25 protein-coding genes are annotated in these 21,162 nt (G+C 64.7%); 8 read left to right on the forward strand and 17 right to left on the reverse strand.

Translation table 11 applies throughout. From position 1 onward, the window contains the following. Position 1 precedes the first annotated feature (1 nt). The 3 genes from rnr to dapE all read right to left on the reverse strand — a co-directional run bounded on the left by rnr (position 2) and on the right by dapE (position 3,985). Positions 2-2,308 (reverse strand): ribonuclease R, encoded by a 2,307-nt coding sequence (gene rnr, locus B6V76_RS16580; protein ID WP_075776861.1) that lies wholly within the window; start codon positions 2,306-2,308, stop codon positions 2-4. Between the two features lie 121 nt (positions 2,309-2,429). Beyond that, on the reverse strand, positions 2,430-2,846 hold the full coding sequence (locus B6V76_RS16585) for a GNAT family N-acetyltransferase (protein ID WP_088723449.1): 417 nt from the start codon (positions 2,844-2,846) through the stop codon (positions 2,430-2,432). After that, positions 2,843-3,985 carry a succinyl-diaminopimelate desuccinylase gene (gene dapE / locus B6V76_RS16590; protein ID WP_088727969.1) on the reverse strand — a complete coding sequence of 381 codons (1,143 nt, stop codon included), beginning with the start codon at positions 3,983-3,985 and terminating at the stop codon, positions 2,843-2,845. Before dapE ends, B6V76_RS16585 begins: the two co-directional genes overlap by 4 nt. A gap of 296 nt (positions 3,986-4,281) precedes the next feature. On the opposite strand from dapE, the gene B6V76_RS16595 reads away from it, so the two are divergent. After that, the gene (locus tag B6V76_RS16595; protein ID WP_166504619.1) at positions 4,282-5,382 is read left to right on the forward strand and encodes a Hint domain-containing protein; all 1,101 of its coding nucleotides are present in this window, start codon (positions 4,282-4,284) and stop codon (positions 5,380-5,382) included. On the opposite strand, the gene B6V76_RS16600 is transcribed toward B6V76_RS16595, so the two are convergent. Beyond that, positions 5,379-6,137 carry a sulfite exporter TauE/SafE family protein gene (locus B6V76_RS16600; RefSeq protein WP_075776858.1) on the reverse strand — a complete coding sequence of 253 codons (759 nt, stop codon included), beginning with the start codon at positions 6,135-6,137 and terminating at the stop codon, positions 5,379-5,381. The genes B6V76_RS16595 and B6V76_RS16600 overlap by 4 nt on opposite strands. A 208-nt stretch (positions 6,138-6,345) precedes the next feature. On the opposite strand from B6V76_RS16600, the gene B6V76_RS16605 reads away from it, so the two are divergent. From B6V76_RS16605 to B6V76_RS16615, 3 genes are all read left to right on the forward strand, one after another. Beyond that, entirely contained in the window at positions 6,346-8,010 is a 1,665-nt protein-coding gene (locus B6V76_RS16605) for an acyl-CoA dehydrogenase family protein (protein ID WP_088727971.1), read from the forward strand. A gap of 183 nt (positions 8,011-8,193) precedes the next feature. Next, positions 8,194-9,192: an aldehyde reductase gene (locus tag B6V76_RS16610; protein WP_166504620.1), complete on the forward strand. Its 999-nt coding sequence runs from the start codon at positions 8,194-8,196 to the stop codon at positions 9,190-9,192. Between the two features lie 57 nt (positions 9,193-9,249). Beyond that, entirely contained in the window at positions 9,250-9,753 is a 504-nt protein-coding gene (locus B6V76_RS16615; protein WP_088723445.1) for a GNAT family N-acetyltransferase, read from the forward strand. 177 nt (positions 9,754-9,930) lie between these two features. Here the strand turns inward: B6V76_RS16615 and recO are convergent, their stop codons facing one another. Further along, on the reverse strand, positions 9,931-10,656 hold the full coding sequence (recO, locus tag B6V76_RS16620) for a DNA repair protein RecO (RefSeq protein WP_088727973.1): 726 nt from the start codon (positions 10,654-10,656) through the stop codon (positions 9,931-9,933). An 86-nt stretch (positions 10,657-10,742) separates the two neighbouring features. On the opposite strand from recO, the gene B6V76_RS16625 reads away from it, so the two are divergent. After that, positions 10,743-11,366: a Pr6Pr family membrane protein gene (locus tag B6V76_RS16625; RefSeq protein ID WP_088727974.1), complete on the forward strand. Its 624-nt coding sequence runs from the start codon at positions 10,743-10,745 to the stop codon at positions 11,364-11,366. Here B6V76_RS16625 and B6V76_RS16630 read toward each other — a convergent pair. The 10 genes from B6V76_RS16630 to B6V76_RS16675 all read right to left on the reverse strand — a co-directional run bounded on the left by B6V76_RS16630 (position 11,356) and on the right by B6V76_RS16675 (position 18,317). Further along, a complete protein-coding gene (locus B6V76_RS16630; protein WP_075776852.1) occupies positions 11,356-11,694 on the reverse strand; it encodes a DUF1491 family protein in 339 nt (112 codons plus the stop codon). The genes B6V76_RS16625 and B6V76_RS16630 overlap by 11 nt on opposite strands. After that, positions 11,694-12,602: a GTPase Era gene (gene era / locus B6V76_RS16635; RefSeq protein WP_088727975.1), complete on the reverse strand. Its 909-nt coding sequence runs from the start codon at positions 12,600-12,602 to the stop codon at positions 11,694-11,696. The genes B6V76_RS16630 and era overlap by 1 nt, the downstream gene beginning before the upstream one ends. Positions 12,603-12,855: 253 nt before the next feature. Continuing rightward, a complete protein-coding gene (rnc, locus tag B6V76_RS16640; protein ID WP_075776850.1) occupies positions 12,856-13,548 on the reverse strand; it encodes a ribonuclease III in 693 nt (230 codons plus the stop codon). After that, positions 13,545-14,333 (reverse strand): signal peptidase I, encoded by a 789-nt coding sequence (gene lepB / locus B6V76_RS16645; protein ID WP_075776849.1) that lies wholly within the window; start codon positions 14,331-14,333, stop codon positions 13,545-13,547. Before lepB ends, rnc begins: the two co-directional genes overlap by 4 nt. Before the next feature lie 53 nt (positions 14,334-14,386). Beyond that, positions 14,387-14,788 (reverse strand): holo-ACP synthase, encoded by a 402-nt coding sequence (acpS, locus tag B6V76_RS16650; RefSeq protein WP_075776848.1) that lies wholly within the window; start codon positions 14,786-14,788, stop codon positions 14,387-14,389. Between the two features lie 6 nt (positions 14,789-14,794). Beyond that, positions 14,795-15,538 (reverse strand): pyridoxine 5'-phosphate synthase, encoded by a 744-nt coding sequence (locus tag B6V76_RS16655; RefSeq protein WP_088727976.1) that lies wholly within the window; start codon positions 15,536-15,538, stop codon positions 14,795-14,797. Between the two features lie 76 nt (positions 15,539-15,614). Beyond that, positions 15,615-16,262 carry a pseudouridine synthase gene (locus tag B6V76_RS16660; RefSeq protein ID WP_088727977.1) on the reverse strand — a complete coding sequence of 216 codons (648 nt, stop codon included), beginning with the start codon at positions 16,260-16,262 and terminating at the stop codon, positions 15,615-15,617. Between the two features lie 39 nt (positions 16,263-16,301). After that, positions 16,302-16,682 carry a GFA family protein gene (locus B6V76_RS16665; RefSeq protein WP_088727978.1) on the reverse strand — a complete coding sequence of 127 codons (381 nt, stop codon included), beginning with the start codon at positions 16,680-16,682 and terminating at the stop codon, positions 16,302-16,304. Between the two features lie 7 nt (positions 16,683-16,689). Next, a complete protein-coding gene (locus B6V76_RS16670; RefSeq protein ID WP_075776844.1) occupies positions 16,690-17,142 on the reverse strand; it encodes a GAF domain-containing protein in 453 nt (150 codons plus the stop codon). Then, a complete protein-coding gene (locus tag B6V76_RS16675) occupies positions 17,139-18,317 on the reverse strand; it encodes an acetyl-CoA C-acyltransferase (protein ID WP_088727979.1) in 1,179 nt (392 codons plus the stop codon). Before B6V76_RS16675 ends, B6V76_RS16670 begins: the two co-directional genes overlap by 4 nt. Before the next feature lie 87 nt (positions 18,318-18,404). Between B6V76_RS16675 and B6V76_RS16680 the strand changes: the two genes are divergently transcribed. Further along, on the forward strand, positions 18,405-18,749 hold the full coding sequence (locus B6V76_RS16680; RefSeq protein ID WP_075776842.1) for an STAS domain-containing protein: 345 nt from the start codon (positions 18,405-18,407) through the stop codon (positions 18,747-18,749). After that, the gene (locus B6V76_RS16685) at positions 18,742-19,257 is read left to right on the forward strand and encodes an ATP-binding protein (RefSeq protein ID WP_158275138.1); all 516 of its coding nucleotides are present in this window, start codon (positions 18,742-18,744) and stop codon (positions 19,255-19,257) included. Before B6V76_RS16680 ends, B6V76_RS16685 begins: the two co-directional genes overlap by 8 nt. 25 nt (positions 19,258-19,282) lie before the next feature. Here the strand turns inward: B6V76_RS16685 and hspQ are convergent, their stop codons facing one another. Next, positions 19,283-19,609: a heat shock protein HspQ gene (gene hspQ, locus B6V76_RS16690; protein WP_075776841.1), complete on the reverse strand. Its 327-nt coding sequence runs from the start codon at positions 19,607-19,609 to the stop codon at positions 19,283-19,285. 190 nt (positions 19,610-19,799) lie between these two features. On the opposite strand from hspQ, the gene B6V76_RS16695 reads away from it, so the two are divergent. Further along, on the forward strand, positions 19,800-20,378 hold the full coding sequence (locus B6V76_RS16695) for a lytic transglycosylase (protein ID WP_075776840.1): 579 nt from the start codon (positions 19,800-19,802) through the stop codon (positions 20,376-20,378). Between the two features lie 4 nt (positions 20,379-20,382). Here the strand turns inward: B6V76_RS16695 and B6V76_RS16700 are convergent, their stop codons facing one another. Continuing rightward, on the reverse strand, positions 20,383-20,979 hold the full coding sequence (locus tag B6V76_RS16700) for an outer membrane lipoprotein carrier protein LolA (protein WP_075776891.1): 597 nt from the start codon (positions 20,977-20,979) through the stop codon (positions 20,383-20,385). Positions 20,980-21,162: the final 183 nt, after the last annotated feature.

Below are 21,162 nucleotides of genomic sequence, written 5' to 3' on the forward strand. Positions count from 1 at the left end.
CTCAGCTCTTGCGCGTACGTTTCACCTTGCGCGCGACAGCCTTCTTCTTGGCAGCGTCGCGGGCCGGTTTGCGCGGTCCCTTGCCGGGCCCTTTGCGCGGCGGGCGGGTGCCGGGACGACGTCCTTTGCGGCGCTTGCCGTCGCCCGAGGGCATCCCCTGCCCTTCGACTTCCAGCAGCTCCAGCATCAGCCCGCCGGTGATCGGCACGGCCTCCGACAGCCGCACCCGGACGCGCTGCCCAATCGTGATAACCATGCCGGTATCGGAGCCCACCAGCTCCTGCGCCTCGCGATCGAAATGGAAGAACTCGCGCCCGATCTCGCGGATCGGGATCAGCCCGTCCGCGCCGGTCTCGTCGAGCTTTACGAAAGCGCCGAATTTCTGCACGCCCGAAATGCGGCCGGTGAACTCGCTGCCCACGCGGTCCGACAGGTAAGCGGCCAGATAGCGGTCGGTCGTGTCGCGTTCGGCCACCATCGAACGGCGCTCGGTATCGGAAATCTGCTTTGCCGTGTCCTCGAGGTTCTCGATATCCCACGCGCTCAGCCCGTCCTTGCCCCAGCCATGGCCGAGGATCAGCGCGCGGTGCACGATCAGGTCGGAATAGCGCCGGATCGGCGAGGTGAAATGCGCGTAGGACCGCAGCGCGAGGCCGAAATGGCCATAATTCGTCGGCGCGTAATAGGCCTGTGTCATCGAGCGCAACGTCGAAATGTTGATCAACTCGTCGAACTCGGAGCCCTCGGACTGGCTCAGCAGGTTGTTCAGATGCGCGGTCTGCAGCACCTGCCCCTTCGCCAGCGTGAAGCCCGACGCCTGCGCCACTTCACGCAGGCTCTCGATCTTCTCGAGGCTGGGTTCTTCGTGGACACGATACAGCAGCGGACGGCGCAACTTCTCCAGTTCCTCGGCGGCGGCCACGTTGGCCAGTACCATGAACTCCTCGATCAGCTTATGCGCATCGAGCCGTTCCTTGAACCGGATCGAGGCGACATGACCATCGTCTCCGATCACGATCTGCCGCTCGGGCAGGTCCAGTTCCAGCGGCTGACGGATCGCACGAGCATGCTTGAGCGCCTCGTAAGCCTCGTAGATCGGGTCGATGATCTCCTCGACCATATCCTCGGTCTTCTCGTCCGGGTTGCCGTCGCGCGCGGATTGCACCTGCCCGTATTCCAGCGAGCCGACCGAACGGATCATCCCGCGCGTGAAGCGATGCGAGACCTTCCGCCCCTGCGCGTCGATCTTCATCCGCACCGCCAATACCGCACGGTCCACGTTCTCGTGCAGCGAGCACAGATCGCCCGACAGACGATCCGGCAGCATCGGTACGACGCGGTCGGGGAAATAGGTGGAGTTGCCGCGCTTGCGCGCCTCGCGGTCCAGCTCGGAGCCCGGCGTCACGTAATGCGCCACGTCGGCGATCGCCACCCAGATCAGGAAGCCGCCCTCGTTCTTCGGATCGTCATCGCGGATCACCAGTACGGCGTCGTCGCGGTCGCGGGCATCCGCCGGGTCGATCGTGACGAAAGACAGCTTGCGCAGGTCTTCGCGCTCGCCCAGAGGCGCAGGCTCGGCGGCATCGGCCTCGGCCACGACCGCATCGGGAAAATCGTCGGGGATGCCATGCTGATGGATCGCGATGAGCGAGACCGCCTTCGGCGCGGACGGATCGCCCAGCACCTCGATCACGCGCGCCTTCGGCAGGCCCATGCGCCCGCGCGGCCCGGTCTGTTCAGCCTCGACCAGCTCGCCATCCTTGGCGCCCTGCGTGACCGCCGCCGGCACCTGCCATTCGTTGCCGACCCCCTTGTCGATCGGCATGATCCGCCCGCCCTCGGCATTCTTGCGGAAGATGCCGACGATGCGATGCGAGGCCTGGCCGATCTTGCGGATCAGCCGCGCCTCGTAGCCGTAATCCTCATCCTCGACCGGGGTCAGGCGACCGAGGATACGGTCGCCCTCGGCCAGCGTAGGATCGCCGTCCTTCGGAACGAAGAGAACCAAGGGCGCAGGCCCCTCGCCACTCCATTCCGCAGGTTCGGCCCATTGATCGCCCTGACTATCCTCGCGCATTACCCGCAGTACCGACACCGGCGGCAGCACATTGGGGTCGCGGAAGTTGCGGCGGCGCTTCTCGATCAGGCCTTCGTCGGCCATGTCCTTGAGAATGCGCTTCAGCTCGATCTTCGCCTGCCCCTTCACACCGAAAGCCCGCGCGATGTCGCGCTTGGCCCCTTGGTCGGGGTTGTCGTTCAGCCAGTCGAGGATCTGCTGGCGCGAGGGGATGGGGGCGGGTTTGCTCATGGGTTTGCCTAACATGGGGCGTGAGGGGCGTCACTCAAAGAGTGTGGCGCGAATGAGTGGTGTCGAGGGGCTCTGCCCCCGCGCTGACGCGCCCTCCGGGATATTTTCGCCAAGAGGAAGCTCAGAGCGGCTTTTCCATATCGCGATGCGGGATGCCCGCGTCGTCGTAATCCGCGCCATAGGGCACGAAGCCGAGCTTTTCATAGAACGGGATCGCGTAGCTCTGGGCCGAGAGATAGGCGCGGGTACAGCCCATCTCCTCGAACCGCGCGCAGGCGTCGCGCACCAGCGCCGCGCCAAGCCCGGTGCCGCGCGCGGATTTCGCGACGCAGATGCGACCGATCTTGCCGGTCTCACCCTTGCGGATCAGCCGCGCGGTGCCGAGCGGCGTGCCGTTGTCCGTGGCCAGCAGATGGATCGCCTGATCGTCGAGATCGTCCCATTCCTCGGGCTCCGGGATGCCCTGTTCTTCGATGAACACGGCCCGGCGCAGCGCGTGGCAGGGGGTATAATCGGTGACCGGCTCGATCTTGATCATGCGAAATAGTCTTTCAATATGCGCGCATAGATGCGCTGGAGCGTGACGATCTGATCAACCGGGACACGCTCGTCCACTTGATGCATCGTCGCGCCGACGAGGCCGAATTCTACGACCGGGCAGTGATCCTTCACGAAGCGCGCATCCGAGGTGCCGCCCGAGGTGGACAGCTCCGGCGCGCGGCCCGTTTCCGCCTCGACCGATTTCGCGACGAGGTCGACGAAAGGTCCGGGCGGCGTGACGAAGCTTTCGCCCGAGATGTCGGGGTTGAGCGCGATGCGGATGCCGGTCTCGGCGGCGATCCCGGAGGCTATCGCCTCGGCCCAGGCAATCAGCCCCTCGCCGGTATGGGCGTCGTTGAAGCGGATATTCACGGTCGCGCGCGCCTTGGCCGGGATCACGTTATTGGCCGGGTTGCCGCAATCGATGGTGGTGATCTGCAGGCTCGAGGGCTGAAAATGATCTGTGCCATGATCGAGCGGCTCTGCGGTCATCCGGCCCAGCAGATCGACCAGCGCATGCAGCGGGTTCTTCGCGCGATGCGGATAGGCGGCATGGCCCTGCACGCCCTCGGCCTCGATATAGAAGCTGAGCGAGCCACGCCGCCCGATCTTCATCATCTCGCCCATCTCATTGGGGCAGGTCGGCTCGCCCACGAGGCAGACCGACATCGCCTCGCCCTCGGCCTTCATCCAATCCAGAAGCGCCCGCGTGCCGTCGCGGCCCGGACCTTCCTCGTCGCCGGTGATGGCGAGGATCACCGCGCCTTCGGGCGGCGTCTCGGTCACGAAATCGACCGCTGCCGCGGCGAAGGCCGCAACGGCGGTCTTCATGTCGGTCGCTCCGCGCCCCCACATCACGCCGTCGACGATCTCGGCGCCGAAGGGATCGTGCGTCCAGGCAGCCGCATCTCCCACCGGCACGACATCCGTGTGCCCGTTGAAGCCGAAGCTCTTCGCCGCCCCCTTCGCGCCCCAGCGCGCGTAGAGGTTCGGCGTGCCGTTGCGATCGACGCGCGTGCAGGTGAAGCCCGCCCCGCTCAGCAGATCTTCGAGCAAGACGAGCGCGCCGCCCTCCTCCGGGGTCACCGAGGGGCAGCGGATCAGATCGGCGCTCAGGCGGATGGGGTCGGTCGTCATGGGCACTCCTTTTCAGCGCTACAGGCTTAGAGTGCCGAAGCCCTAGGGGCAATGGCTGTTGCAGGCCCGCCACCGGGCGCATGTGACGCAGAGACAAGCACTACCCAAGGGCCTGTTGCGGTGCCATGATATGTCAAAAGCAAAAGCCCGGAATCGGGCGTATCGAGCAGGGCAAAGCCCGGATTCAGACGCAGCAGACCCACGCGCGGCCCTCTCGGGCGGCGTACGTTTTCCGTGTCGGCTTCCCCGGGCGCGGAGACAGGCATGGGATCAAGGCAGCATTCGGAGCGTCGCAGATGAGGGCGCAACAGGGCTGGATCGGTGCGCAGATGGCACATCGCGGCGCGGTCATGTTCGACGAGCGCAGACTGCCGGAGTTGCTCGCACGGGGCAGCCTGATGCTGGAATTCACCCTGATGCGCGGCGAGCAATCGCCCCTGCCGTTGATCCATCTGCATCAGCGCGAAGGCTGGCGGAATTTCCTCTCGCTCAATCTCGATGTCGACGGGCGGATCGTGCTGGCGCAGCGGCGCGGCGCGGCGGTCCATGCGATCTCCATCGACGCCACGCAGGAGCGGCTGACCGGCGGGCGGATGCGGCTCATTTGGCGCTGGGACGGGCCGGGACGCGAGAGCCTGCTGACGCTGGAGGCGCTCGACCAGCGCACGATCCGACAGCAGGCCGGCGTGGCGCCACTGCCGCTGACCCGTGACGAGGCCGCGGCCCTGCTCGATCCGGCGGGGCCCGCGCGGATCGGGCCGCGCGTCGATTGGCTGGCGCTTGGCGATCATCTGCAACCGATGGGACCGGCGGGCTGCTTCGCCCCCGCGACCCCAATCCAGACGCCGGAGGGCGTGGTGCCTGCCGCGCGGCTGCGCGCGGGCGACCTGGTCGAGACCATCGATGCCGGACCGCAGCCGGTCCTCTGGTCGGGCCGGGTCAGCCTGCCTGCGATCGGGCACCTGCGTCCGGTGAAACTCTGTGCGCCGGTCTTCTCGGCGCGTCAGGACCTCTGGGTCATGCCCCAACACCGCGTGGCGCTGAGCGGGCCGTCGGTGGATTTCATCTTCGGCGAGGACGAGGTGCTGATCGAGGCGCGGTCGCTGGCCGATGGCTGCGCCGCGCTGCAACCCGATTGCCCCGGCGTGCTGGAGTGGCACGGGCTGTTGCTGGGCGGTCATCACCTGCTGATGGCGGATGGCTGCAAGCTGGAGAGCCTGCATATCGGGCGGCTCGCCCGGCAACCGCTTCTGGCGGCGACCACGGCCTTTGCGGGGCTAGTCCGCGAAGGCGGGCTACCGCTCCATCGCAAGCCGGTGCGCAAGATCGTCTCGGGCTATGAGGCGAAGACGCTGGCCTCCGCCCGCCGTCAGGGTCTGCGCCCCTTCGTGGCTTAACCCATCAGCGCGCGGCGCAGCAGGTTCAATCCGGCCACGCCCAACAGGATCAGCGTCCACCACCGGAACCGCACCGGATCGAGCTGGTCCTGCGCCTTGAAGCCCAGTTTCATCCCCGCCAGCGCGGGCAGGATCATCAACAGCGACAGCGGTATGGTCTGCGCGTTCAGCACGCCCGAAACCAGATGCGAGCCGGTCAGGATAATCGCCCCGGTCAGGAAGACGACGCCGAGGATGCGCACCGCTTCCTGTTTCGGCGCGTCGATCGAGATCAGGTAGATGATCAGCGGCGGCCCCCAGATGCCGGAAATCCCACCATAGAGTCCCGCGATCACGCCCAAGCCCGTCTCGGTCACCGCGCGATGGCGCGTGGGCATCGGAATTTGCCGTCCCGAGATCTGCCAGATCGAGAAGCCGAGGATCGGCGCCCCCAGAAGCGCGTACATCACCGGCTGCGGGATTACATCGACGAGGGTCGCGCTGATCGGAATGAAAACGATGATCATCGCGATGAACAGTCGGTAATTCTTGATCGAGCCCACCGCCGCGCCGACCCCCTGACGGAAAGCCTGCATCACGTTGGTCACCAGCGTCGGCAGGATCAGAAGCGCCAGCGCCTGATGCGGAGGCAGGAACGACGCGAAGCTCGACAGCATGATCATCGGCATCGCGAAGCCGACCGCGCCTTTCACGAAACCCGCGAAAAGCGTGACGCCAAGCGCCGCGAATATCTGCCAAACTTCCATCCCGAACATGCGCACTCCCCTTCGTGTCCCGCATCGCTTCTATCGGGTTACGCGGTGGGATACAGCCGGGAAGCGACGTGAAATCAGGCGGATACACTACGACGCCAACTATCACTGCGACATTTTACGTCGCGGTGGCGGCCATTTTCGAATTTTTATTGCGCTGCGGTTGCGAAGTATCTACACAGGCTGCAACTGCAGAATAGGGAGCCGACTCATGGCACATGACGGGGCCGATATGCCGACGACGATCATTCTGGATGACCTCCTGAGCCTTGCGGAAGCGAGCCTGCCCGAGCTGGAGACGCTGGTCTCCGACGCGACCGCAAGCCTGCGCAACGCGACGGAGAGAGACGGTCGCATTTCCGGCGCAGCGCTCGAAGCGAACCAATATCGGGCTCATGGGCTTGCTTGGCTGACGACCTATCAGCAGGCGCTCAAACAGCTGCACGGCTGGGCGGCGCGCCTGACCGAGGACGGCAAGCTGGGCGAGATGGAGCAACTGATCCTGCAGATCGGGTTCGGCGAATATCTCGCGCAGATCGCGGGCGGCATCCAGATGAACCAGGGCGAGATGGTGCGCCTGACCGATATGGGCGTCAGCTGGACGCCCTCGGACGCGGCCGCGAAGTTGATTGCCGCGGGCAATTCCAACGCCGCCCGGATGCGTCTGGTCGAGCTGATGCGCGACGTTCAGGGGCGCTCGATCTTCGGGCAGCCCGGTCTCGATGAAGATCTCGAGATGATCCGCGAGCAGTTCTACCGCTACGCCGAAGATCGCGTGAAGCCGAACGCGCATGAATGGCACCTCAAGGACGAGCTGATCCCGATGGAAATCATTGAGGAACTCGCCGAACTGGGCGTCTTCGGCCTGACCATCCCCGAGGAATATGGCGGGTTGGGCCTGTCGAAAGCCTCGATGGTCGTCGTGACCGAGGAGCTTTCGCGCGGCTATATCGGTGTCGGCTCGCTCGGCACGCGTTCCGAGATCGCGGCAGAGCTGATCATCTGCGGCGGCACCGAGGAGCAGAAGCAGAAATGGCTTCCGGGCCTGTCCTCTGGCGAGATCCTGTCCACCGCCGTTTTCACCGAACCCAATACCGGCTCGGATCTGGGCTCGTTGCGCACCCGCGCGGTCAAGGATGGCGATGACTGGCTGATTACCGGCAACAAGACCTGGATCACCCATGCGCAGCGCACCCATGTGATGACGCTGCTCGCGCGCACCGACCCGGCTACCGACAATTACAAAGGCCTGTCGATGTTCCTGGCCGAGAAGACGCCGGGCACCGACGACAACCCCTTCCCCACCGAGGGAATGACCGGCGGCGAGATCGAAGTGCTCGGCTATCGCGGGATGAAGGAATACGAGCTCGGTTTCGACAATTTCCGCGTGAAGGGCGAGAACCTTCTGGGCGGCGAAGAGGGCAAAGGCTTCAAGCAGCTCATGGAGACGTTCGAATCCGCCCGCATCCAGACCGCCGCCCGCGCCGTGGGCGTGGCGCAATCGGCGCTGGAGATCGGGATGCAATATGCGATCGACCGCAAGCAATTCGGCAAGTCGCTGATCGAATTCCCGCGCGTATCCTCGAAACTCGCGATGATGGCGGTGGAGACGATGATCGCCCGCCAGCTGACCTATTTCTCGGCCTGGGAAAAAGATCACGGCCATCGCTGCGATCTGGAAGCCGGCATGGCGAAACTGCTGGGTGCCCGAGTTGCTTGGGCGGCCGCGGATAACGCGCTGCAGATCCATGGCGGCAACGGCTTCGCGCTGGAATACCAGATCAGCCGTATCCTCTGCGATGCGCGCATCCTGAACATCTTCGAGGGGGCCGCCGAGATTCAGGCGCAGGTGATTGCGCGCAGGCTTTTGGGGTGAGTGCCGTCTCGGAGAGGCTCCAGTTGAGCCTCTCAGGCACGAACGCGCCGCGCGTCGCGGCGCCGGGGGCACACTGAAAAACACGGGGCGATGCGGGCGATCCTCGCATCGCCCCGTTCTCGTTTGACTCCCGCCCGCAGCCCTCGCAAGCTGAACGAAAGAGTTCAAAGCAGAGAGGCGCGAATGGCCCGCACAATTCTGGTCACCGGCATCACCGGTTTCATCGCCAAACGCATCGCCTATGACCTGCTCACGCAGGGCGAAAAGGTGCGCGGCACGCTGCGCAAGGCCAGCCGGGGCGAAGAGGTGAAAGCGGCGCTGCGCGACCTCGGCCCCGAGGCGCTGGAGCGGCTGAGCTTCGTCGAGGCCGATCTGATGGCGGATGAGGGCTGGGACGCGGCGATGACCGGGGTCGATGCCGTGATCCACACCGCCTCCCCTTTCCCGCTCAGCAAGCCCAAGAACGAGGCCGAGGTGATCCAGCCCGCGGTCGAGGGCACCAAGCGGGTGCTGAGCGCAGCGCAGGCCGCCGGCGTGACCCGCGTGATCCAGACCTCCTCGATGGAGGCGGTGATGCATGGCGTGACCTCCGACCCGATTACGGAAGCCGACTGGTCGAACCCGCGCGCGCCGACCTGCAGCGCCTATACGCGCTCGAAGATATTCGCCGAGGAAGCGGCGTGGGAATTCATTGAGGATCACCACGAGATGCAGCTGACGGTGATCAATCCCGGCCTCGTCTGCGGCACGCCGATGGATCGCCATACCGGCTCGTCGGTCGCGGTGATCGAGCGGTTGATGGCGGGCAAGGACCCGATGGCGCCGGAGTTCGACATTCCGGTGGTCGATGTGGCCGATGTCGCCGCCTGCCATGTCGCGGCGCTCGACCGGTCCGAGAGCATCGGTCGCCGCTACATCTGTGCGGCAAGCTTCATGTCCTTCCTAGAGATGGCGAAGGTACTGAAGGCCGAATTCCCCGACCGCAAGATCCCGACCCGGAAGGCGCCGAACTGGATCGTCTCGATCCTCGCGCTGTTCGACGAACAGATCGCGCTGATCAAGCCGATGCTCGGGATGACGATGCGGCTCAGCAACGAGGCCGCGACGCGCGATCTGGGCGTGGAATTCGTGCCCGCCGCCGAGGCCGTACGCCGCACCGGACATTTCATCGCGCAGAAATAGCGTTGCGCTCGCCCGGTTTCGCGGCCAAATCTGGCGCGACGAACTGGAGGGGCACAGATGATCCGCGACGCAAAGGCCGAAGACGCAGAGGCGATCACCGAGATTTACAATGACGCGGTGCGCAACACGACCGCGATCTGGAACGAGATCGAAGTCGGCCCCGAGAACCGCCGCGCCTATATCGCGGATCGGCAGGCGGCGGGTTATCCCGTTCTGGTCTGGGAAGAGAACGGGCGCGCCGTGGGCTATGCGAGCTTCGGCCCGTTCCGCCCCCATGACGGCTATCACCTGAGCGTCGAGCATTCCGTATATGTCCATCGCGACCACCGCGCGGGCGGCAAGGGTGCGAAGCTGATGGCGGCACTGATCGAACGTGCCAAAGAGGGCGGGTTTCACGTCATGGTCGGCGCGATCGATGCCGCAAACGACGGGTCGATCCGGCTGCACGAGCGGCTGGGCTTCACTCAGGTTGGCCTGATGCCGCAGGTTGGCAAGAAGTTCGGACGCTGGCTGGATCTGGCGCTGCTGACGCTGTTGCTGGACGATCGCGAGCGGCCTTGAGCTTGAGGTGAGGGGCGCGCCCGACCCTTGGGTGGGCGCTGTGCTCCGCCAGTGGCTTGGCGTTTTATCTCGCAAGCCCGCATGCCGGATGTGCCCGCGATGACATCACCAATGCGCCCTCCCGGGGGAGGGTCGGGCGCGGCCCGGGGCTCGTCGCCCCGCGCCACGCTCCATTAGCTACCGCGCGCTCCGCCCCAGCAAATCCACGAACCGTTGCCGCGCCTCGGGCAAGGGCCGGTCTCCCAGATCCGGCGCCATCCGCTCGCCCAGGAAGAACCCGGTCAGCCGCAGCCCCTGCACGATCTCGCCCAGACTCGCGGGCCCCTGCCCCAGCAGGCAGAGCGGCAGCGGCACCAGTTTCGGCGCCCATTCCCCGGCCCCCTGACGGCTCACCGCACGCCCCGAGCGCGGGCTGACATAGGCGAGATCGTCGCGCGACCCGGTCACCGCGCAGCGCGACAGGTCGAGCCCGTATCCCATCTCCTCCAGCAGTCCCAACTCCCAGCGCAGATAGGTCGGCAGCCAGTCGCCGCCCTCGGCCATCGCGTCGAACAGCGCCTCGGAAGCCAGAAACAGCGCGTCATGTGCCTCGCGCTCGGGCAGCGTGAACCGCAGCAGCGCCGTCGCCGCGTTCAGCCCGGCCAAGGCCTGCCTGTCCGACAGGATCACCGCCCGGCTTTGCAGCGGCTCGATCGTATAACTGCCAAGGTGATCTTCCAGCCGCGCGCGCCACGTCGCCGTGACCCGGTTTCCCGGCTGCAGGATCCCCGCCATCTTCCGCGACGCCCCGCCGCGCACCACGCCCGCGTGACGCCCATGCGCCGAGGTGAACAGCTCGACGATCATCGAGCTTTCGCCATGCGGTCGTGCCGAGAGGATCGTGCCGAGGTCTTGCCAGTCCATGGCTGCGACTATCCTTTCCGTGACGTTGCGGCGCAAGCGGCTTCGTGAGTTGCGCAAACGCCCCGCGCCGCACTAGCGTTTGTCGCATGACACGCGCCTCGACCCTTTTCGCCGCCCTGATCGCCCTCGTCGAGTTGACGGCGTTCGGCGCAAGCTTCCTCGACAACATGGCCGAACATCCGCGGGCCGCCGTGCCGCTGGGCATCCTGTGGCTGATGTTTCGCTATTTCACGATCTGGACGAATACGCTGGCGGGGCTCGCCTTCGGCTGGATGGCATGGCGCAAGCGGGCGCTGGCCAAACCGTTCCTTGCCGCTCTGGTGCTGTGGATGCTGATCGTCGGCGTGGTCTATCACCTACTGCTGGCTGGCGACACGCCATTGCACGGGCTCGATTACGTCTCGAACCTGCTTTATCACACCGCAGCCCCGATACTCGTTCCGGTCTGGTGGCTGGCCTTCGCGCCGAAAGGTGGGCTGACGAGCCATCACGCAGTGATCTGGCTGGCCTGGCCGCTGATCTATTTGGTCTATGCGGTGATCCGGGGGCTGGAAACCGGGTTCTACCCGTATTTCTTCCTCAACCTCGACAAGCTCGGCTGGGGCGGGCTGGGACTATGGTGCGTGAAGTTCCTCGTCGCCTTCTGGATCGGCGGGCTGGTGATCGTGACCTTGGGCCGCGGTCTCAACCGGCTCGGGATCAGCCGCTGAGGCCGTCCTCTTCCAGCAACGTTTGCCCGTCGCGGCTCTCGATCTCGATCACCCAGAGGTCGGGGTCGAAACTGCGCTGCTTGCGGATGCTGGCATCGACCTCGGCCTCGGGCCCGTCATGCAACAGCATCCACGCGCTCTCTCCGGTCATCAGATCCGCGCGCCGCTCGTAGCTTTGCGCGGTCCCGTCGAGGCGGGCACATTTCACCAGAACGGCACCGGAAGATGCCTGCCCATGCGCAGTGACATAGGCCGGAATATTCGCGAGCTCCAGCCGCTTGAGATAGGCGCGGACCCAGAAATCCGTGGTCAGACGCGCCTCGGCCATCACTTCGAGTCCTTGAAATCGAGACCCATTTCGGAATAGCGCTCGGCCTCTTCGAGCCAGTTCGGGCGCACCTTCACCTGCAGGAACAGATGCACGGGCCGGTCGAGAAACTCGATCAGTTCCTCGCGCGCGGCCTTGGAAATCGCCTTGATCGTCTCGCCGCCCTTGCCAAGGATGATCCCCTTGTGGCCGTCCCGGGCGACATAGATCACCTGATCGATCCGCGCGGAGCCGTCCTTGCGCTCCTCCCAGCTCTCGGTTTCGACCGTCAGCTGGTAGGGCAGTTCCTCGTGCAGGCGCAGGGTCAGCTTCTCGCGGGTGATCTCGGCTGCGATCATGCGCATCGGCAGGTCGGCGATCTGGTCTTCCGGATAGAGCCACGGCCCCTCGGGCATCTCACCCGCAAGCCATTCCTTGAGATCCTGCACGCCGTAGCCACGCTCTGCGGAAATCATGAAGGTCTTGGTGAACTCGAACGCTTCGTTGAGCTTCGCGGTCAGGCCCAGAAGCTCCTCGGATTTCACCTTGTCGATCTTGTTGATCGCAAGCGCCACCGGCTGCTGCTTGCCTTCGCGACCGCGCAGGGCCTCGAGAATGCTTTCGACACCCGGGGTAAGGCCGCGATGCGCCTCGACCAGGAGGACGATCATGTCGGCATCGGCCGCCCCGCCCCAAGCGGCATTGACCATTGCGCGGTCCAGACGACGGCGCGGACGGAAGATGCCGGGCGTGTCGACGAAGACGATCTGGCTCTGGCCTTCCATCGCGACGCCACGGATGCGGGCGCGGGTGGTCTGCACCTTGTGGGTGACGATCGAGACCTTCGCGCCAACCATCGCGTTGAGCAGCGTGGATTTGCCCGCATTGGGCTCTCCGATCAGGGCGACGAAACCGGCGCGTGTGGTCATGTGGATTCCTTTTTGGCGATACGCGAAAGCGATACGGGGCGCGGGGTAGCTTATAACGGCGCGTGTTGCCAGTCATCTTGTCATATGGCGGAGGGTAGCGTCTGACCGCCGGGTGGGCGTGATACCTTCGTGGCCTGCGCTTAATCGGGCAAAATCCGCAAGAGCTGTCAGCGCGCAATGGTGTCGAAAGCGCCCGCTCGAGAGGGCGGTCGAGCGCTGCCCGGGCCGCTTCGTGGCTGATCCTGGCCTTGGCTCAGCCCTCGGCGTCGTCTTCCAGACGTTTCAGCAGCGTCTTCGCCGCCGTCATCTCGCCCTGACGCTTCGATCCGGCCTTGGCCGTTTCGCGCGCGCCGTTCTCCAGACTCACCTCGATGGTGAAATTGGGGGCGTGATCGGGACCGTCGCGATGGGTGATCTCGTAGCGCGGTGGCGGCAGACCGCGAGCCTGCGCCCATTCCTGCAGCGCGGTTTTCGGGTCGCGGGCGTCCTCCTCGACGCTGTCGAGCCGGTCTTCCCAGAGCCGCAGGATCAGCTCTTTCGCCGCCTCGAACCCGCCATCGAGATAGACGGCGGCGATCACCGCCTCCATCGCGTCGCCCAGCAGCGCCAGCTTGCGCCGCCCGCCGGTCATCATCTCGGATCGGCCGAGCTTGAGCACCGCGCCAAGGTCGATCTTGCGGGCGATATCGGCGCAGGCTTCCTTGCGCACGAGCGCGTTGAAGCGCGGCGCCATCTGCCCCTCGGAAGCGGCACGGTCGCCTAGGAACAGCGCCTCGGCCATCACGAGGCCTAGAACGCGGTCGCCCAGAAATTCCAGCCGCTGGTTGTCGGGCCGGGTCGGCGTGGAGATCGAGCTATGCGTCAGCGCGCGCGCGAGCAGCTCGGGCCGTTTGAACTTGTGCCCGAGGCGCTTCTCGAATGCCTTGATCTCCGCGCTCAGCTTCAATTGATCGCCTTGAAGAACCGATCCGGACGCCAGGTCCAGAAGTAGAATAGCGAGCGACCCGCCGAGGAGAACATCACCCGGTCGGCCCGGCCGATCAGGTTCTCTTTCGGGACGAAGCCGAGACCGCCCACCGATTGCGGGAAGCGGCTGTCCTCGGAATTGTCGCGGTTGTCGCCCATGAAGAAATACATGCCCTCGGGCACGGTGTAGACGGGCGTGTTGTCCACGGGACCGTCATTGTTGATCTGCAGAATGTCATGCGTGACGCCGTTGGGCAGCGTCTCGGCATAGCGTTTCTTGATGCAGGTATCGCCCATGCCGACCGGCGAATTCGAGCAGCGCGGCAACAGCCCCTGCGGACCCTGCGGTTGCATGACTTCTTCGAAATCGGGCTCGGGCTTCATCTCGACCGCTTTGCCGTTGATCTGCAGCACGCCGTTGATCATCTGGATCTTGTCGCCCGGCAGGCCGATCAGACGCTTGATGAAATCGACGTTCTTCGTCGGATGGCGGAACACCACCACGTCGCCGCGTTTGGGGTCGCGGGCCAGCAGGCGTCCGTCGAAGGGACAGGCCGAGAACGGGCAGGAATAGCGCGAATAGCCATAGGCCATCTTGTTCACGAAGAGGAAGTCGCCGATCAGCAGCGTGTCCTTCATCGAGCCGGAGGGAATCCAGAAGGGCTGGAAGAACAGCGTGCGGAACACCCCCGCGATCACCAGTGCCCAGACAATCGTCTTGATCGTGTCGAGGATACCGCCCTCGGCCTTGTTCTTCGCCATTATCTCTTACCCTGCCTCAAAATTCCTTGGCCTCAATACGCGGCCTCGCGCCCGAGTCAAGAAAGCTTGCGGGCCTCTATCACGACAAAGGCTTGCGCCCAGGGGTGGTCATCCGTCAGCGTCACATGGATGACGGCCTCGTAACCCTCTGGTGTCATTTCCTTAAGCCGGTCCGCCGCCCAGCCCGTGACCTGCATCACCGGCTGTCCCGTTGGCAGATTCGTGACCGCCATATCCTTCCACGCGATGCCCATCCGCAACCCGGTCCCAAGCGCTTTGGAACAAGCTTCTTTCGCCGCCCACCGTTTGGCATAGGTGCCCGCCACATCCTTGCGGCGCTCGGCCTTGCGCTGCTCGATTTCGGTGAAGACGCGGTTGCGGAAACGGTCGCCGAAGCGTTCGAGCGTGCGCTCGATCCTCTCGATATTCGCGAGATCGGTGCCGATGCCGAGGATCATGCCGCCTCAGCCCCGCGCCGCGTCCATCAGCTTGCGCATATGCACGATCGCGGGGCCGAGCCCCACGAAGATCGCCTCGGAGATCAGGAAATGGCCGATGTTCAACTCGCGGATCTGCTTCATCTCGGCGATCGGCTCGACCGTCTCGTAGGTCAGACCGTGGCCCGCATGGACCTCCAGCCCGAGACTGTCGGCATAGGCTGCACCCGCTTTCAGCGCCTCCAGTTCGGCATCACGCGCGGCGAAATCGCCCGCGTAATGCATGTCGCAGAAATGGCCGGTATGCAGCTCGATCACCTGCGCGCCGATCTTGGCGGAGGCTTCGATCTGCGCCGGATCATGACCGATGAACATCGACACGCGGATGCCCGCCTCGACGAGCGGCCCCACGTAATCGGTCAGCCGCGAGACATCGCCCCCGACGTCCAGACCGCCTTCGGTCGTCACCTCTTCGCGCTTTTCCGGCACGATGCAGCAGGCATGGGGCAAATGGCGCAGCGCGATCTTCTGCATCTCGGACGTTGCGGCCATCTCGAAATTCAGCGGGATATCGATGCCGCCGCGCAGCGCGTCGATATCGGCGTCGCGGATATGGCGGCGGTCTTCGCGCAAATGCGCGGTGATCCCGTCGGCTCCGGCCTGCTCGGCCAGACGCGCGGCGCGCAGCGGGTCAGGATAGGCCGAGCCGCGGGCATTCCGCACGGTGGCGACGTGATCGATATTCACACCAAGGCGCAAGGGTTTGGACATCGGGCTCTCCGCAATAGGTCTCGCAGGAGTATGCCTGCGCGCGCAGGCGGGGAAAAGACCTGCGATTGTATCGGTTTCAGAACGGGACCGGCGCGGTGAAGGTCATATGCATCCCGCCATCGGGATGGCGAAAGCGCAGCGTCTCGGCGTGGAGCATCAGACGCTCGAACTCCTGCGCCTCTCCTTCCGCATAAAGCGGATCGCCGAGGATCGGATGGCCCAGTTCGGCCATATGCACCCGCAGCTGATGGCTGCGCCCGGTCACCGGCATCAGCCGCACCCGCGTCGTGCCATCCTCATGCCGGATAACCCGCCAGTCGGTCTGCGCGGGACGGCCGTTCTGGTGATCGACATGCTGGCGCGGGCGGTTCGGCCAGTCGACACAAAGCGGCAGATCAACCCGGCCTTCCTTATCGGCCAGTTCCCCCCAGAGCCGCGCCTGATAGGCTTTCTTCGTCTGGCGCTTTTCGAATTGCAGACCGAGATGGCGCTGCGCATGGGGCGTCAGCGCGAAGACCATCACACCCGAGGTATCGGTATCGAGCCGATGGACCAGCAGCACCTCGGGGTAAATCCCCCGCAGCCGCGCAATGAGGCAATCGGCCTTGTCCGGCCCCTTGCCCGGCACCGAGAGAAGCCCCGCCTGCTTGTCGACCACGAGGATTTCGTGATCGGCATGAAGGATGCGCGGAACCTCCTGTGGCGGGTCATAGACATAACTCATGGACTGCGAGATGCACTGCGCCGCCTGTCGGGTCAAGCCTCAGGGCGATTGGGGCGGCCCCGGCTCTATTTCGTAGTAATCGCCCTTGTTCCCCACGAAGATATGCTCCGCCATCGAAAGCCCGGTCGGCAGGTCAAGCGTGCCCGCCGCGATCGAGATCCGCCCCTCCCCATCCAGACGCCAGAACAGCGAGCTGCCGCAGACCGCGCAAAAGCCCCGCTCCGCCGTCTCCGAGGAGCGATACCAGCGCAGCCCGTCGCGGTTGATCAGCACGAGCTGATGGGCATCGACCTGCGACGAGGCCCAGACATGGCCGGAGGTCTTGCGGCACTGGGAGCAATGACACGCCACCACGGGCTGCATCTCTCCCTCGACCTCGTAGCTGACCGCCCCGCACAGGCACGCGCCGGTATGTTTCATCGCTTCCTCACAAATGGCCGAACACGTTTTTCAGGATCGCTTCCAGCGCCGCGGCATCCGCCTCGGTGAAGGCGTCGGGCTGGTCGCTGTCGATATCCAGCACCGCGATGAGGCCCCGCTGCGCATAGACCGGGATCACCAGTTCCGAACGGGTGGAGCTGGCGCAGGCGATATGGCCCGGGAAAGCCTCGACATCCGGCACCAGTTGCGTGCGCCCCTCGCGGGCCGCCGCCCCGCAGACCCCGCGCGAGAACGGGATCACGAGACAGCCATGCCCCCCCTGATAGGGGCCGATCTTCAGTAGTTCCGGCTCGGTGACCCGGTAGAAGCCGGTCCAGTCGAAGCGGTCATCCGCGTGGTGGATTTCGCAGGCGAGCGTCGCCATCAGCGCGACCTCGTCGGTCTCGCCCTCGGTCAGCGCCGCGATGCGTTTCGTCAGGTCTTGGTAATCCACGTTCATACCCGTTCAATCGCGATGGCCGTGCCCTCGCCCCCACCGATGCAGATCGCGGCCACGCCGCGCTTGAGACCGGCCTTTTCCAGCGCATTGAGCAGCGTCACGATGATCCGCGCACCCGACGCGCCGATCGGATGGCCAAGCGCACAGGCGCCGCCATTCACGTTTACCTTGTCATGCGAAATGCCCAGCTTGTGCATGAAGGCCATTGGCACGACCGCGAAGGCCTCGTTGACCTCCCAAAGATCGACATCCTCGATCGTCCAGCCCAGCTTCTTCAGCAGCTTTTCCGCCGCCGGCACCGGAGCCGTCGGGAAATCGGCCGGCGCCTGCGCATGGCTCGCATGGCCCAGAATGCGTGCGCGGATCGGCAGCCCCTCGGCCTTCGCCGCAGACTCCGAGGCCAGCACCAGCGCCGCCGCCCCGTCCGAGATCGAGGACGAATTCGCCGCCGTCACCGTGCCGTCCTTGCGGAAGGCGGGCTTGAGTTGGGGGATTTTGTCGGGGCGCGCATTACCCGGCTGCTCGTCGATCGCGACCACGGTCTCGCCTTTGCGGCCCTTCACCGTCACGGGCGCGATCTCACCCGCGAAGGCCCCGGATTTCTCCGCGGCAACGGCACGGTTCAGCGACGCCATCGCGTAATCGTCCTGCGCCTCGCGGGTAAACTGGAACGCCTGCGCGCAATCCTCCGCGAAGGTGCCCATCAGGCGCCCCTTGTCATAGGCGTCCTCCAGCCCGTCGAGGAACATGTGATCGAGCGCCTGCGCATGGCCGAGCCGCGCCCCTGCGCGCATCTTCGGCAGCATGTAAGGCGCGTTGGTCATGCTCTCCATGCCGCCCGCGACCATCACCCCGGTCTGGCCAAGCGCGATCTGGTCATAGGCCACCATTGCCGCTTTCATGCCCGAGCCGCACATCTTGTTCAGCGTCGTCGCGGGCACCTCTTCGCCGAGGCCCGCCGCGAAACCCGCCTGCCGCGCGGGCGCCTGCCCCTGACCTGCGGGCAGCACGCAGCCCATCAGCACTTCCTCGATGCGCGCAGGCGCGACACCCGCACCGTCCATCGCCGCCTTGATGGCGACACCGCCCAGTTCGGACGCAGACACACCTGCGAAGACGCCCTGCATCCCACCCATCGGCGTGCGCGACGCTCCGACGATCACCACGTTTTCCATGATATCCTCCAAAATCCTGTTCCACGGATACCGAATGGTAAGCATTGCCGTCTAGCCTTCCCGTCAGATCAACCGCGGGAGGCGTACATGAACCTTACTGCCGAAGCGCTGAAAGGCGCGCTTGTCGTCCATCTGGCCGAGGCGCGGCTGGACGCTGCGATCGCCCTCAGGTTCAAGGAACGGATGCGCGATGTGACGATGCAGCCCGCGCCGCGGGTACTGCTCGACCTTTCGAAGGTGGAGTTTCTCGACAGTTCCGGCCTCGGCGCGGTGGTGGCGGTGATGAAATCGCTCGCCCCCGACCGACAGCTGGAGCTTTGCGGGCTGACACCGAATGTGGTGAAAGTTTTCCGCCTCACCCGCATGAATTCGGTCCTGCCGATCCATGCCGATCTCGCAACCGCCTTGGGGAAGGACCGGAGATATGCGTGAGCGTCTGAATGCAAGAGCCCCCGCCACGACTGCGCGCCCAGACCCCCGCCCGGATGGGGGCGAGGTGCGCGTCTTCAACCTCAGCTTCCCGGCGACACCGATCGCGGTGCGTGATGCCCTGCGGGCTGCGGTGGCGCGTTTCATCCGTCTGATGACCGAGGAAGAGGCCGGAACACTGGAACTGATCCTCGCGGAAATCCTCAACAACATCGTCGAACACAGCTACGGCGAAAGCGAGGAGGGCGTGATCGCGTTATCCATCGTCCGCGACCGAAAAGGGCTCAACTGTTCGGTCAGCGATGACGGGATCCCTCTGCCCCCGGCCTGCCTCGACCTTCGGGACCGCGACCCGGAGCGGCCCGACCCGAGCAGCCTGCCCGAAGGCGGCTTCGGCTGGTTCCTGATCCGCGACCTCGCGACCGATCTTGGTTATCACCGGCAGGACGGGCGCAATCTGCTGGCCTTCCGGATGCCGCTGGAACCGGTCGAGATACTCCAAGAGGGATAAGCCGGCGCCGAACCCGCAGGGTCGTTCAGTTCATCTGGAATTGCAGCCGATAGGAGCCGTTTCCGAACTCACCGAACAGATCATCGAGATCGGGATGGCTCACCGGCTCGCCGGAGAAATCCGCGACGAGATTCTGCTCGGACACATAGGCCACATAGTAGCTTTCGTCGTTCTCCGCGAGCAGGTGGTAATAGGGCTGATCCTTGGACGGGCGCGACTCCTCGGGGATCGCGTCGTACCATTCCTGCGAGTTGGAGAAGATTGCATCGACGTCGAAGACCACCCCCCGGAACGGGTGGTTGCGATGTCGCACCACTTGGCCGATGTGATATTTCGCGTGCGTGGTATGCATGTCTATCCTCATACCTAATACCTAAATCGTGAAACCGCTCAGGTCCACGTTTTCGCCTCATTTCCGCCGGAAACAGATTGTCCGATTCGTCGCGACAGTCCGCTGACGTCGTGCGTTTCCCGGTTTTCGAACGGGCCAATTACGCATAGGATGACAAAAAACAAGGCCGTCAGAGCAAAGAAGAGCAGCTATGAAGAAATACCTCGCCCTCGGCGTATTGCTTGCGGTGGCCGCCTGCGGAGGCGGACCGTCCAAGCCCCCGCGCAACCTTGATGACGCCTGCGCGATCATCAAGGAGCGTCCGCAATATTTCAACGCCATGCGCCGGACGGAGGCCCGATGGGGCGTTCCGGTCGCGGTTCAGATGGCCACGATCCACCAGGAAAGCAAGTTCGACGGCAACGCGAAGACACCGCAGCGCTTCGCGCTCGGGATCATCCCGCTGGGCCGCCAGAGCTCTGCCTACGGCTACAGCCAAGCCCTCGACGGCACCTGGGACGAGTATCGCGAAGATACCCGTCGCTTCGGTGCCCGGCGCAACCGCATCTCGGATGCCACCGACTTCATGGGTTGGTACATGGATGGCACGCAGAAGAAGCTCGGCATCTCCAAGGCCGACGCGCGCAACCAGTATCTCGCCTATCACGAAGGGCGCGGCGGCTATTCGCGCGGGTCACACCGGTCGAAATCCTGGCTTCTCGCCGTGGCCGACCGAGTCGCATCCCGCGCGCAGATGTACGAGATCCAGCTTCAAGCCTGCCGGCGCTGAGCAATCAGCGCCGCTGGGCCAACGCCTGGTCGATCGAGAACATCGAGGTGGCAAAGTTGCCGCCTTTTTGGAGGTTGTTGAGGATCGTCGTGGTCTTCTCGCCTGACTGGTTGGTGATCACCCATTGGCGCAGCTCAACCGGCCCGTCAGTGAAGATGAGCTGAATATTCCCGTATTCAGGATGCTGCGGGTCCTGCGCGGTGACGATCGTCTTCGGCCCGTCCGTCGTGTAGCCCACGACCATACCGTTACGATTCAGGTCGATATTGCGCCCGAGGATCAGGTTCAGCGGCGTCTTCACCAGCGGGTATTGCTCCGGTGGCTGGTTCGATTTCGGATCGAACACAGCGACGCGGTTAGCCGAGGCCAGCACCAAAGTCTTGTCGTTATTGTATTGGAAGCGCGCCCGGCCGGGCCGCTTGATGAACAGCTTGCCGGTCGAGATCGACCCGTCCGAGTTGACCTGCGTGAAATCCGCCGAAGCGGAGGTCAGCGAGTTCAGATAGGACGATATCTGATTCAGCGAGACTTTCCCGGCCGAGGCCGGAAGGGCGAGCGCCAGCGTGAAGATCGCGGCGAGCAGGATGCGGATCTGTTTCATGACCATAGATTTAGGCACTCCTTGCGAAAGCGGAAGTCCCGCCGTAACGCGCCAATCGCGCTGCGGGTCCGTCTTGAGCGCATTTGCGCCGAACCGGGGATGTCATTCAATAACATCTCCCCCAGTATCGGATGACAGCACACCGGGTGCGGATAGCCCGTGCGGCCCGATGCAAAACGCCCC

The organism is Thioclava sp. IC9, assembly GCF_002213225.1.
Lineage (GTDB): Bacteria > Pseudomonadota > Alphaproteobacteria > Rhodobacterales > Rhodobacteraceae > Thioclava > Thioclava nitratireducens.

Coding starts and splice junctions, on each gene's coding strand:
- rnr (WP_075776861.1), bottom strand. CDS start 2,308: ATGAGCAAACCCGCCCCCATCCCCTCGCGCCAGCAGATCCTCGACTGG.
- B6V76_RS16585 (WP_088723449.1), bottom strand. CDS start 2,846: ATGATCAAGATCGAGCCGGTCACCGATTATACCCCCTGCCACGCGCTG.
- dapE (WP_088727969.1), bottom strand. CDS start 3,985: ATGACGACCGACCCCATCCGCCTGAGCGCCGATCTGATCCGCTGCCCC.
- B6V76_RS16595 (WP_166504619.1), top strand. CDS start 4,282: ATGAGGGCGCAACAGGGCTGGATCGGTGCGCAGATGGCACATCGCGGC.
- B6V76_RS16600 (WP_075776858.1), bottom strand. CDS start 6,137: ATGTTCGGGATGGAAGTTTGGCAGATATTCGCGGCGCTTGGCGTCACG.
- B6V76_RS16605 (WP_088727971.1), top strand. CDS start 6,346: ATGGCACATGACGGGGCCGATATGCCGACGACGATCATTCTGGATGAC.
- B6V76_RS16610 (WP_166504620.1), top strand. CDS start 8,194: ATGGCCCGCACAATTCTGGTCACCGGCATCACCGGTTTCATCGCCAAA.
- B6V76_RS16615 (WP_088723445.1), top strand. CDS start 9,250: ATGATCCGCGACGCAAAGGCCGAAGACGCAGAGGCGATCACCGAGATT.
- recO (WP_088727973.1), bottom strand. CDS start 10,656: ATGGACTGGCAAGACCTCGGCACGATCCTCTCGGCACGACCGCATGGC.
- B6V76_RS16625 (WP_088727974.1), top strand. CDS start 10,743: ATGACACGCGCCTCGACCCTTTTCGCCGCCCTGATCGCCCTCGTCGAG.
- B6V76_RS16630 (WP_075776852.1), bottom strand. CDS start 11,694: ATGGCCGAGGCGCGTCTGACCACGGATTTCTGGGTCCGCGCCTATCTC.
- era (WP_088727975.1), bottom strand. CDS start 12,602: ATGACCACACGCGCCGGTTTCGTCGCCCTGATCGGAGAGCCCAATGCG.
- acpS (WP_075776848.1), bottom strand. CDS start 14,788: ATGATCCTCGGCATCGGCACCGATCTCGCGAATATCGAGAGGATCGAG.
- B6V76_RS16655 (WP_088727976.1), bottom strand. CDS start 15,538: ATGTCCAAACCCTTGCGCCTTGGTGTGAATATCGATCACGTCGCCACC.
- B6V76_RS16660 (WP_088727977.1), bottom strand. CDS start 16,262: ATGAGTTATGTCTATGACCCGCCACAGGAGGTTCCGCGCATCCTTCAT.
- B6V76_RS16665 (WP_088727978.1), bottom strand. CDS start 16,682: ATGAAACATACCGGCGCGTGCCTGTGCGGGGCGGTCAGCTACGAGGTC.
- B6V76_RS16670 (WP_075776844.1), bottom strand. CDS start 17,142: ATGAACGTGGATTACCAAGACCTGACGAAACGCATCGCGGCGCTGACC.
- B6V76_RS16675 (WP_088727979.1), bottom strand. CDS start 18,317: ATGGAAAACGTGGTGATCGTCGGAGCGTCGCGCACGCCGATGGGTGGG.
- B6V76_RS16680 (WP_075776842.1), top strand. CDS start 18,405: ATGAACCTTACTGCCGAAGCGCTGAAAGGCGCGCTTGTCGTCCATCTG.
- B6V76_RS16685 (WP_158275138.1), top strand. CDS start 18,742: ATGCGTGAGCGTCTGAATGCAAGAGCCCCCGCCACGACTGCGCGCCCA.
- hspQ (WP_075776841.1), bottom strand. CDS start 19,609: ATGCATACCACGCACGCGAAATATCACATCGGCCAAGTGGTGCGACAT.
- B6V76_RS16695 (WP_075776840.1), top strand. CDS start 19,800: ATGAAGAAATACCTCGCCCTCGGCGTATTGCTTGCGGTGGCCGCCTGC.
- B6V76_RS16700 (WP_075776891.1), bottom strand. CDS start 20,979: ATGAAACAGATCCGCATCCTGCTCGCCGCGATCTTCACGCTGGCGCTC.